Source organism: Flavobacterium pygoscelis, assembly GCF_023162025.1.
GTDB classification, from domain to species: domain Bacteria; phylum Bacteroidota; class Bacteroidia; order Flavobacteriales; family Flavobacteriaceae; genus Flavobacterium; species Flavobacterium pygoscelis.
Genome location: NZ_JALNUB010000012.1, coordinates 67,892 through 79,545 on the forward strand (window position 1 = coordinate 67,892; position 11,654 = coordinate 79,545).

Annotated in this window: 10 protein-coding genes; 3 read left to right on the top strand and 7 right to left on the bottom strand. The window is 31.8% G+C overall.

Annotation, left to right across the window (positions count from 1 at the left end; genetic code table 11):
* A complete protein-coding gene (locus MW871_RS14780) occupies window positions 1-453 on the bottom strand; it encodes an Lrp/AsnC family transcriptional regulator (protein WP_188051262.1) in 453 nt (150 codons plus the stop codon).
* 230 nt (window positions 454-683) lie between these two features.
* Between MW871_RS14780 and rocD the strand changes: the two genes are divergently transcribed.
* The gene (gene rocD, locus MW871_RS14785; RefSeq protein ID WP_188051263.1) at window positions 684-1,967 is read left to right on the top strand and encodes an ornithine--oxo-acid transaminase; all 1,284 of its coding nucleotides are present in this window, start codon (window positions 684-686) and stop codon (window positions 1,965-1,967) included.
* Window positions 1,968-1,975: 8 nt separating this feature from the next.
* On the top strand, window positions 1,976-2,935 hold the full coding sequence (rocF, locus tag MW871_RS14790; protein WP_248429178.1) for an arginase: 960 nt from the start codon (window positions 1,976-1,978) through the stop codon (window positions 2,933-2,935).
* Window positions 2,936-3,048: 113 nt separating this feature from the next.
* Here the strand turns inward: rocF and MW871_RS14795 are convergent, their stop codons facing one another.
* The 6 genes from MW871_RS14795 to MW871_RS14820 form a co-directional block, all read right to left on the bottom strand.
* The gene (locus tag MW871_RS14795; RefSeq protein ID WP_248429180.1) at window positions 3,049-4,404 is read right to left on the bottom strand and encodes a RagB/SusD family nutrient uptake outer membrane protein; all 1,356 of its coding nucleotides are present in this window, start codon (window positions 4,402-4,404) and stop codon (window positions 3,049-3,051) included.
* Window positions 4,405-4,414: 10 nt separating this feature from the next.
* Window positions 4,415-7,432: a SusC/RagA family TonB-linked outer membrane protein gene (locus tag MW871_RS14800; RefSeq protein WP_248429181.1), complete on the bottom strand. Its 3,018-nt coding sequence runs from the start codon at window positions 7,430-7,432 to the stop codon at window positions 4,415-4,417.
* Window positions 7,433-7,824: 392 nt separating this feature from the next.
* Window positions 7,825-8,862 (bottom strand): ACR3 family arsenite efflux transporter, encoded by a 1,038-nt coding sequence (gene arsB, locus MW871_RS14805; protein WP_248429182.1) that lies wholly within the window; start codon window positions 8,860-8,862, stop codon window positions 7,825-7,827.
* A 167-nt stretch (window positions 8,863-9,029) separates the two neighbouring features.
* Window positions 9,030-9,500 carry a DUF6428 family protein gene (locus tag MW871_RS14810; protein ID WP_210645854.1) on the bottom strand — a complete coding sequence of 157 codons (471 nt, stop codon included), beginning with the start codon at window positions 9,498-9,500 and terminating at the stop codon, window positions 9,030-9,032.
* Between the two features lie 18 nt (window positions 9,501-9,518).
* On the bottom strand, window positions 9,519-9,851 hold the full coding sequence (locus MW871_RS14815) for an ArsR/SmtB family transcription factor (protein ID WP_248429183.1): 333 nt from the start codon (window positions 9,849-9,851) through the stop codon (window positions 9,519-9,521).
* Window positions 9,852-9,950: 99 nt separating this feature from the next.
* On the bottom strand, window positions 9,951-10,211 hold the full coding sequence (locus MW871_RS14820) for a heavy-metal-associated domain-containing protein (RefSeq protein WP_210645856.1): 261 nt from the start codon (window positions 10,209-10,211) through the stop codon (window positions 9,951-9,953).
* A 154-nt stretch (window positions 10,212-10,365) separates the two neighbouring features.
* Between MW871_RS14820 and MW871_RS14825 the strand changes: the two genes are divergently transcribed.
* Complete coding sequence (locus MW871_RS14825; RefSeq protein WP_188051271.1) at window positions 10,366-10,722, top strand: hypothetical protein; 357 nt, start codon at window positions 10,366-10,368, stop codon at window positions 10,720-10,722.
* Window positions 10,723-11,654 lie beyond the last annotated feature (932 nt).

Genomic DNA, 11,654 nt, shown 5'->3' on the forward strand with positions numbered 1-11,654 from the left:
TTAGAGCGATACATTCCTTTTAAAGGCACATCCTAATTCAATAATTGAATCTGTTTTGGCAATACCAGGAATATTATCTATTTTTTCATAGAGAATTTTGCGCATGTGCTCATGATCTTTGGCAATTATTTTTATGTATAAAGTAAAAGATCCAGTAATATAATAACACTCAGTAATTTCAGGAACTTTTTTTAATTCTTCTATAATTCTATTAGAATCTTGGTCTTTATTCAAGGTAATACCGGTGAAGGAACCCCAGTCATAACCCACTTTTTTTTCGTTAATTACGGGCTTAATACCCGTTAGAATCCCCTGTTCAGTAAGTCTATTAATACGATGGTGAACCATTGTATTAGAAATCTTTAAATTAGAAGCAATTGCTGAGTAGGCCATTCTTCCATCTTTTTCTAATTCTTTAATAATGTTAATATCAAATTCGTCTAATATATCCATGTTTTATAACTCTTAATTTAAGTATTTATGTAGCTATAAATGTACAGATTATATTTGTTTTTTAAAGATATGTTGAAGTGGATTTACTATATTTAAAATGACTAAATTTTTATATATTTAAAATAAATAGTAATGTTTTTTTTATTTTAAAAAGTCAAAATTAATATAATGATTGGCATATTGAAAAATAGTACTATTTTTGTGTTTTATTATATAAAAATCCAAATATCATGACACACATAGAACAAAATCTTTCTTCGAAATCTGAAGCATTGATAGCAAAAGAGAACCAATATGGAGCTCACAATTACCACCCTTTACCAGTAGTTTTAGAAAGAGGAGAAGGTGTATATGTTTGGGATGTAGATGGAAAGAAATATTATGATTTTTTATCCGCTTATTCTGCTGTAAATCAAGGTCATTGTCATCCAAAAATTGTTGGTGCAATGATGAAGCAAGCACAAACTTTGGCATTGACTTCTCGTGCTTTTCATAATGATCAGTTAGGACCTTATGAAGAGTATGTGACTAATTACTTTAATTTTGATAAGGTATTACCCATGAATACCGGTGCCGAAGCGGTTGAAACTGCACTGAAATTATGTAGAAAATGGGCTTATGAGGTAAAAGGAATTCCTGAAAATGAAGCACAAATTATTGTTTGTGAAAATAATTTTCACGGAAGAACCACTACAATTATTTCATTTTCTAATGATGAAAGTGCCCGAAAAAACTTTGGCCCATTCACTGCGGGATTTATTAAGATACCTTACGATGATGCAGAGGCTTTAGAGCAGGTATTAAAATCAACAAAAAATATCGCTGGTTTTTTAGTAGAACCAATTCAAGGAGAAGCAGGTGTTTATGTTCCAACAGAAGGCTATTTAGCAAAAGCAAAAGCACTGTGCGAGGAACATAACGTTTTATTTATTGCCGATGAAGTGCAAACAGGAATTGCACGTACGGGAAGATTATTGGCAACTTGTGGAAATTGTGATTGCCAGAATGGTTGTGAAAATAAACCTGAGGTAAAACCAGATATTCTTATTTTAGGAAAAGCAATTTCTGGCGGTGTTTATCCCGTTTCTGCAGTCTTAGCGAATGATGCTATCATGAATGTTATTAAACCAGGACAACACGGATCTACTTTTGGAGGAAATCCTATTGCAGCAGCAGTAGCCATTGCAGCACTAGAAGTAGTGAAAGAAGAAAATTTGGCAAAAAATGCACAATATTTAGGGGAAGTTTTAAGAAAAGGGCTTAATGAAATTGCTTCTAGAAATCCATTAATCACATTGGTTAGAGGAAAAGGATTGCTAAATGCGATAGTTGTAAACTGCGATGAGGAGTCTGATTTAGCATGGGATATTTGTATGAAGTTTAGCGAATACGGATTATTAGCTAAACCAACACACGGTAATAAAATTAGATTTGCACCGCCATTAGTTATTACTGAATCTCAGATTCACGAATGTTTAGGTATTATTGAAAGAGCATTAAATGATTTTAAATAATTGTACTGATGGACAAAGTTATAAAGTTAATAAAAAACAGATCGGATATTGGTGCTGGAACTCGGGGATCTGATTTGGGTATTGATGCAATTGAAATAGCAGCTATTAATAAAAATAGTAATTATTTTAATCAATATAAATTTGATGATGTAAAGACCCACAATCAATCAATCTATGATAAAAACAAAAGTTCTTTTGCAAAAAGAATTGAGCATGTAGTAGAACAGTGTACGAGAGTTAGCAATGCGGTAAAAGAAAATTTGGAAGAAAATAATTTTCCTATTGTTTTATCAGGTGATCATTCTTCGGCTTTGGGTACTATAAGCGGTATAAAGGCTGCATATCCCGAAAAAACTATAGGTGTTTTTTGGATTGATGCTCACGCAGACTTGCATTCACCATATACTTCTCCATCTGGAAATATTCACGGTATGCCATTGTCAGCAGCACTTTCTGAGGATAATTTAACTTCGGCAAATACAAATAATGTGGCTCCTGAAACGCAACAGCATTGGGAAAACATGAAAAATATAGGTTGTAAAGGACCTAAAATAACTGCAGAAAATTTGATTTATTTTGGTGTTCGCGACACTGAAGAGGAAGAGGATAAGCAAATAGAAAAATTACAAATCAAAAACTATAAAGTAGAGGAAGTACGTTATAGAGGTTTACAAAATTGTGTAGCTGAAGCATTAGCAAAATTAGAAAAATGTGACGTTTTTTATATTTCATTTGATGTGGATTCGATGGATTGTGATATGATTTCTTATGGAACAGGAACTCCTGTGCCTAAAGGATTTGATCACCTTGAAATTATTGCTATTATTAATCAAATTATAGAAACAAAAAAAGTGGTTTGTGTCGAATTTGTTGAAGTGAATCCTTTACTAGATACAAAAGGGAATAAAATGGCTGAAATTGCTTTCGAAGTTTTAGAAAACATCACGGAGACCATTAAATTGAATTAAAATATTAAACGGATTTTTTAGATAAATAAAAACCCCTTAAACAATTGCTTTAAGGGGTTTTATGTTAAATGGTTCCCGTCGTAGAATTCATTTTTATTTTAAATGATATTTTTTTAATACCCATCATTTTGAACTAAATTTTTATTAACATCTCTTTCTCTTAATGGGATTGGTAAAACAAGGTTATTTGCATTATAAGCAAGAGAGCCTATGTTTTGTTTTAATCTTTTTGCATCAAACAAAGCAAATCCTTCAAAGGAAAGTTCTCTTTTTCTTTCCATTAGAATAGTGGCTAAGTCAACCGAATTAAACAAACTGGCAGTAGCGCGTTCCCTTAAAAGGTTAATGTCGTCTAAAGGAGAAAGACCTATTGGAGTACCCTCTCTAAAATTAGATTCAGCACGAATTAAATGCATTTCGGCTAACCTTAGAAAAGGAATATTACCGTACTGGTTTTTCCATTTTGTGGTACACCAATTATCTGCTTCGTAGAAGAATTTAGAACGTTGATCATTAGAATCATCATAAATATCCCAATGTTGGTTTTCAATACTAATGTCTGGATTTCCAGAGCGCCCCCCAAAATCTGAACCAGCCCAAAATACATTATAATCATTCGAGCTTGCATCTTGACTGCTTACTTGCCAAGCAAATAAATCCTCGGTTGAATTTTCGGAATTATTAAATACTTTTGAATACGAATTAGCCAAAACCGAACCACTATCGGTAATTACTATATTAGCCATATTGCGAGCATTTACATAATCTCCTTGTTGCAAATATACACGTGCCAAAAGTGCCGCTACGCTATATTTTGTTGCATATAAACCATTCGTTGCCGGTAATAAGGTGTAAGCATCTTTTAAATCAGCAAGTACTTGTTTATAGACTTCATCTACAGTATTTCTAGAAGGATAAGTGATTTTAGCGGGATCTAAAATAGGCTCTAATATAATAGGAACACCAAGCTGATTATTTGCTGTACCCGCTACGTAAGGCTTGCCAAACAAACGGACTAAATCGAAATAAACCAAACCTCTAAGAAATTTTGCTTCCCCTTTTGCTACGTCCTTATCAGTTGCATTGGTGAAAACTGCTAAATTATCCAGTACTACATTAGTCTGATTGCTTATTTTGTAGGCTCTTAACCACATACTTTCTACAAAACTATTATCTGTTAATATGGCTTTTTCATCATATTGAGAAGGTTGTACATAAGTACCGTCCCAATAAAGGTCACCATCATTAGCTAATAATTCTGATGCCAATGCAATTCCGCCTCCATATAAGGCACTTGATCTAGCATCTCCGTAAGCATTATTCAAAATTTTCTGAATATTCGACGGAGTTTTAATAGCCATATCAGTTGTTATCGCTTGTTCAGGACTGATAGTAAGATTGTCATCACATGCTACAAAAGTGAGTACTAGAAAGGCTACTAAAATTATTTTATAGTTATCTTTTTTCATGTCTAATTTATTAAAGGTCAATATTTAATCCAATAATTATCGTTTTTGCCGAAGGTGCTGAATAAAATGCAATCCCTTTTTGAATGTTCGAATCTCCATTATTATCATAAGATGATTCAGGATCGTATCCTTTATAATTGGTAAAAGTTAAAAGATTAACTCCCGTCATGTACAAACGAATTCTATCTACACCTAATTTTTGAATCATTGTTTTAGGTAAGGTGTATCCAAAGGATAGGTTTCTTAAACGCACAAAATCAGTTTTTTCTAAATAACGAGTAGAGGCTTGATCTCCATTACTACGGCCCCATCTTGCTTGGGGTACATTAGTAATATCACCAGGTTTTTGCCATCTGTTCATTTGATCTGTGGTTTGATTGTCCTTGTATCTAGCATTACTAGATTGAAATTTCCCAGCTTCGTTATACATAGAGGCACCCCATTCTCCCTGAAAAGTAAATGAAAAGTCAAAATTATTAAATAACACAGTATTTGTTAGTCCTGTCATTAATGTCGGGTAGGGGTTTCCTGAAATTACCCTTTGAGCATCACTATAATTCTTTGTAGTGGATTTGTCTAATGAGCCATCATTATTTAAAGTATTTTTATAAAATAATGCATCTCCATTTGCAGGATCTACACCAGCATATTCTACTAAATAAAAAGAGGAAATAGTTTCTCCAACTCTTACGATGTTTTGACCAGAAACGATATCGCCACCAGGTAAATTAGTTACTTTATTATCTAATGTTGCTATATTCAAAGAAGATTTCCAGGTTAATTTATCGGTTTTGATGTTGGTAGTATTTAACACAAATTCAAAACCCTTATTAGTTAAAGATCCCACGTTACGTGTTAGAGAACTCCATCCAGAGGTACCTGGCAAAGGTTCGTTTAACAAAAGATCATTTGTTTTTTTTACGTAATAGTCAATTTCACCTGAAATTCTATTATTCAAAAAAGCAAAATCAAGTCCAGCATCTACTTGGTTGGTTTTTTCCCACTTTAAATCTTGATTTACCAATTGATATGGATTTATAGCAGATTGTTTATTATATGAAGATCCGTTAAAAAGACCTAAACTGGCAAAATTTCCTATACCTGCATTTCCAGTAACTCCAAAACTTCCTCTTAATTTTAATAAATTAATAAAATTACTGTCTTTTAAAAAATCTTCTTGAGACATAATCCAACCAACAGAAGCCGCTGGAAATACACCGTAGCGATTTGCTGCTCCAAAACGAGAAGATCCATCATAACGTAAACTTCCTTTTATTAGATATTTATCTAAAATAGAAAAGGTTGCTCTTCCGAAATAAGAAAGAAAGTTATACTTAGTTCTACTAGAAGAACCTGCTGTAATTTCTGCAGCACTTTCTACAGTTTGAAGATCATCTGAGGCAAAACCAGTTCCAGCAACATATTGTCTTTTTCGACTGCTTTCTTCAAAACTCATTCCCACAACTAAATCTAATTTGTAGTCTTCTTTAAAAGTTTTATTGTAATTAAAATAATTATTAATACTATACTTATCCGATTGAATAGCATTGGCATCAGCATAACCATTTGTTGAAGCAGATTCAGTTAAACTTCCTGCGAAATATTCTTCGGTTTGGTTGTTGTTGTCGTATCCTAATTCAGTTCTAAAACTTAATTCTGGAATTATTTTATACTCTGCATAAGAATTCATTAATGTTCTAAAAATATTAGCATCCCAACTTCCGTTGTATTGTTGCATCAAAAAGTTATAATACAAAGTAGTTTGATTATTGGGAGTAACACCATCATCAAGATATGCAGGCGCTAATGGAGTTTGCGCAACTGCTTGTAATGGAGTAGTAAAGGAATTATCAGATCCTATTCTGATAATTTTTGTTTTACTCAAACTCGTATTTAGACCTACTCTTAATTTGTCAGAGACTTTATGGTCTAAATTTCCTCTATAAGAATAGCGGTCCATACTATTTCCTCGAACAATTCCCTCTGTTTTATTATAAGCCCCAGAGAGAAAAAATACAGTTTTACTATCTCCTCCCGAAATAGAGAAAGTATGATCCTGAACAGATCCTTTTACTAATGCTAAGTCTTGCCAATCAGTATCAACCTGACCAGTTCTCCAATCTTTCCCGTTAGAGTATCCATCAAACACTCCACCTGGCTCCGTCAACCACAAATCATTTGCTCCATATCTATTAGCAGATGCTTCTGTGTAGAGTTCTATATATTGTGCGGCATTAAGCCATTTCATTTTATGAGTTGCTTCGCTCCAACCTGCTGAGGTATTTATAGCTATTTTTGTATTGCCTGATTTACCTTGCTTAGTTGTAATTAAAACCACTCCATTTGTTCCTCTTGCTCCATATATAGCTGCTGAAGAGGCATCTTTTAAAATCTCAACAGATTCAATATCATTCGGATTCAAAGAAATTAATGGGTTGATAGGTGCAGATGATCCGCTCTCATTATCGTTTATGAGAGGCATTCCATCAATTACATACAAAGGTTCTTGAGATGAAGAAATACTAGAAACACCTCTTACTCTCATTTTAACACCACCTTCTACTTTACCATTAATCTGTGTGATTTGAACACCAGCTAATTTCCCGACCATTGCATTCTGAAAATTGGCAACTGGAACGTTTTCCATGTCCTTTGCAGTGACACGCGCAATGTTATCTGTTAATTTTTTCTTGCTTTGTGTTCCGTAGCCAACGACAAAAACGGTATCCAATTGGTTTGAATTATCTTCTAGTTTTACACTCATTCCTGCAGATGCTGCAATTTCGAGTGTTTTCATACCAACGAAACTAATAATTAAGATTTGACCTTTTTTAGTGTTTACGGTAAAATTACCATCAAGATCAGTTTGAGTTGTTATGTTCGATCCTTTTACTATAATATTGGCACCCGGAATAGGGAGTCCACTCCTGTCTGTGACTTTGCCTGAAAACCTACTTTCTTGAGCAAATGTTAATTGCATAATAAATACAATTACAATACTCAAAAAATATTTGAATTTAATTCTCATTTTTGGTTTATTTAAGATTAGTTGTATCAAATATCTAAATAAAATGTTAAATAAAAATAGTTTTTTGTAAAAATTGTTAAATAAATATGTTTTAAGTCTTTTTTTTATTTTATAATTAGTTTTTTTGGTTAAAAATGATATTAGTTATATGTTGCAGCAGATTTAGTTACTTAAGATTGGGCTTAAATTGAGAAAGTCTGATAATAAACAATATTTTATTTGCTTATAATCAGACTTTAAAGGTGGAAATGAATTATTATATTATGATAACTTTAAAATAATGATTAGTATGGAACTCATTAAAATTTGATATTACACCTATAATTTTAGTCTCCTTTTTATTTAGTTAGTATAAAAAAATTGGTAAAATTTTATATGATGTAAATGAAAATTTAATACAATTTCCTCTTTAACCAAAAAGCAACATTTACCAAAAGGATTAGAGCTGGAACTTCTACTAATGGCCCTATAACTCCTGCAAATGCTTGCCCACTGTTGATTCCAAAAACTCCAATTGAAACAGCAATGGCAAGTTCAAAATTATTTCCAGCAGCAGTAAATGAAAGTGCAACACTGTCTCTGTAGTCAGCTCCAATCTTTTTTGAAACTAGAAACATCAACAAAAACATTATTGTAAAGAAAATTACTAATGGTATTGCAACTCGTACAACATCCATTGGTAAGTCAACAATCATCTCTCCTTTTAAACTAAACATAATTACAATTGTAAAAAGTAAAGCTAATAAAGTAATAGGTGATACGAATGGAACAAATTTTTGATCAAACCACTTTTTGCCCATAAACCTCTGAATGCTATAGCGACTTAATACAGCGAATGCAAATGGTATTCCTAGATAAATACCTACTGTGGTAGCAATTTGCGCAATTGTTATGTTCAGCGCTAAACCTTTTATGCCAAATAAAGGTAACATAACTTCTAGATAGAAATAGGCGTATAAACTAAAAAAGAAAACTTGAATTAAACTATTTATACCAATTAGGCCGGCAGTTAGTTCTCTATTTCCCTCTGCTGATTCATTCCATACAATAACCATTGCGATGCAAGGAGCAATCCCAATAATTATTAAGCCTGTCATGTATTCTGGATAATCTCTTAAGAAGAAAGTAGCTAATAAAAACATTAAAAATGGACCAATTATCCATGTAATTACAAATGAAGAGGCTAATAATTTTGGTTTTTCAAAGATCAATGTAATTTTCGAAAAATCGATTTTAGTCAATGGAGGATACATCATCAAAATTAACCCAATTGCTAAAGGGATATTTGTAGTACCGCTAGAAAAAGAATTAATGAAAGTGCTACTCGATGGTATAAAATAACCAATTGAAATACCTATTATTATCGCGATAAATATCCAAACAGTTAGGTATTTGTCGAGAAATTTTATCCTTTTTTTAGATGATTTCATTTTGTGATTTTATTTGAAATAATATAAAGAATATTTCAGTGTTAGTTTGTAATTATTCGCTCTTTTAGGTTGATTCGCTTCTGTTTTTTTAATAATTCAACAAATATAAAATTTATCATTTGTTGCTTTAGGTTATTGAATTCGCCTACATTCTTTAATTTAAAAAATCAGCAACAACTTCCTCCAGGAGTACAACTATTAGGTTGACTTGTGATTTCAGATAATTTTACTTTTGGTTTAGATGCAGGAATACCGCATTGATCTTCGGCTAAACAAGCAGTTTGTTTGTTGATTAAAACAAAAGATTGTCCATTAAAACCCAAATCATATTTTCCAATAGTTTCTGCTTGGTATTCTACTTCAATTTCGTAGTCTTCTATCCCTAAAATCTTTTCTGAAAGTGCAATAATCGATAGTAATTTCTTTGGTTTCAAACGATGATCAACGTCATTTGCATCCCATAATTGGAAATTCGCAACAGTTTCTTTTCTAACTTTACCTCCACAATCAATAAAGTGTTTCGTTATTAGCCCAACTTCGGTCACGTGAAAATGTTCTGGAACAAAGTTACCGTTTGGTAATAAAAAAGCAACGTTTTCTAATGTACTTAACGCCGTTTTAATTTCTGATAATTTCATTTTTTATTATTTTATAAATCAACAACACTGATTTTTGTTTTTTTCTAAATAGGTATTTATATGGTCAAAGAAAATTTTTAATTTACTAAAACCTTCCTCGTTTAAGCAGTAACATATTGTATTTCCTTCAACAGTACCTTTTATAAGCCCTGCATTTTTTAACTCTTTTAGATGCTGAGAAACGGTAGGTTGTGACAAAGGCAGTTCATTTACAATGTCTCCGCAAATACAACTGTCTACTTTTATGAGATGTTCTATAATTGCAATTCTCGCAGGGTGTCCTATTGCTTTAGTCAATATAGCAATTTGATTGTGTTCTTCAGTAAAACATTCTGATTTAGTTGTTCCCAAGTTTGTATATATTAATATTGCAATATTACGATGTTCAAATAAAAAGGACAAATAATAATTGTATTAATTATTATTTGTCCTATGGATTATTTAATTTATTTAAAGGTCAAATAAATCCTTTGGAATAGCGTGAAATCCAACTTCGCGAACTTTATTCTCGATTTCTGTAATAGGAATCATCTTAGTAGTAAAAACGGTAAATTCTCTTGGAAAAATTTCCATGTTCAATACCACTTCCTTGATTCCTTCAAGTTCCAATAGGATCGTCTTGATTTGCAGTAAATCTTTATCTTCCATGGCGTTTGTTCCGAATTTTTTACCATCATTTCCTGGAATTACGTTGTCTGTTATTATGCTCATTTTTTATTGTTTTAAATAGTTGAGAAGTTTAATGCATCTTCAATAGATATTTAAAATTACTTATTTAAATCTTTAAAATGTTATTTTTTTTACTTTTTAATTTGAAAAAAAGACCTAACTTAGTGTATTATAAATCAATATAACCAATAGAAAGATGAATGATAGAGAAAATAAATTGAATTTAGATAAGCAAAAAAATAGGGATAATAAAGTTCCAGATTCTCTTTTGTACCCACCAAGTGAAGATATTTACAACCAATTAAAAAAAGAATCGGACATAGATCCAGAAAACATATCTAAAAACAAAGTACCTGTAGAAATAGGTAATACTGGTGATTTTAACGAAAAGGATTTTAATCAGGATAATTCTGGAGCAGATTTAGATGTTCCAGGCGCTGAGTTGGATGACCAAGCCGAACAAATCGGTAGTGAAGACGAAGAAAATAATTATTACAGTTTAGGAGGAGATGATCACAATGATTTAGATGAAAATACACCTGATACTATTTAATACATTTTTTTAAATCTAATTAATTATCAAATAGTGTTTACAAAAGCCGTTCGTTTCTATTGATTTCCTTTTGGCGTTTCCCATTCTAAAAAAGAGGCTATATCCGAGTTCGGTTATAGCCTCTTTTTTAGAATGGGTCGGGCTATTCGCTTCAAGTCCTCGTCAAGTTCCGTTATACTTCACTTGACTGTGGGCTTTACGCTGCTATCCCTAACGCGGTTTTGTTGTTCTCAGACGTTTAGAAAAGATTAGGTGTAATAAACAATTTACTATTCTAGATCACAGAATCTGCTCAATAAGATTACTACACCTATATATAGGTAAGAAAAAAAAACACCTACTTATATATAGGTGTAAAAAACAGCGGTTTTATAAATCCTAGCATCGCGTTACCTATATATAATACAACAATAGCAATAGTAAAGTGTTTTAGATTTCAAAGAGAATTGCTTAATGCGATATTATATTGACATTTGATTGTGGCTAAAGAAGAAACTCCTACCTATATATAGGTGTCAAAACGGTGTTAATGTAAATTCTAGTATCGCTGTACCTATTGTATAAGGTAAGAATAGTAATAATTAAAGAAAATAGAAGTGTTTAAAATGACTACACTATATGTAATAGGTAGCTTTAAGGAGGATTATTGCCAAAGGTAGAAGAGCAAATAGTATATACAAAGCCAATAAAAGAGGATAAAATCCTTTTTTAGATTGCATTTAGAAGAGTGGAGTAGTTGTTTAGAAAAAAAATATCACATTCAAAAATCAGATTTTCAGCTCTTTAAATAAAACGGCAATAAAAAGTTAAAAAAAAGTGATTAAAAAAGCTTGCATAACGGTATAAACGTTGTAGTTTTGCACCCGCAATGGCGCATAAGTTCTTACTTAAATAATGAAAATCGGATCAAAAATAAAGCGAAAGTTTTAGAA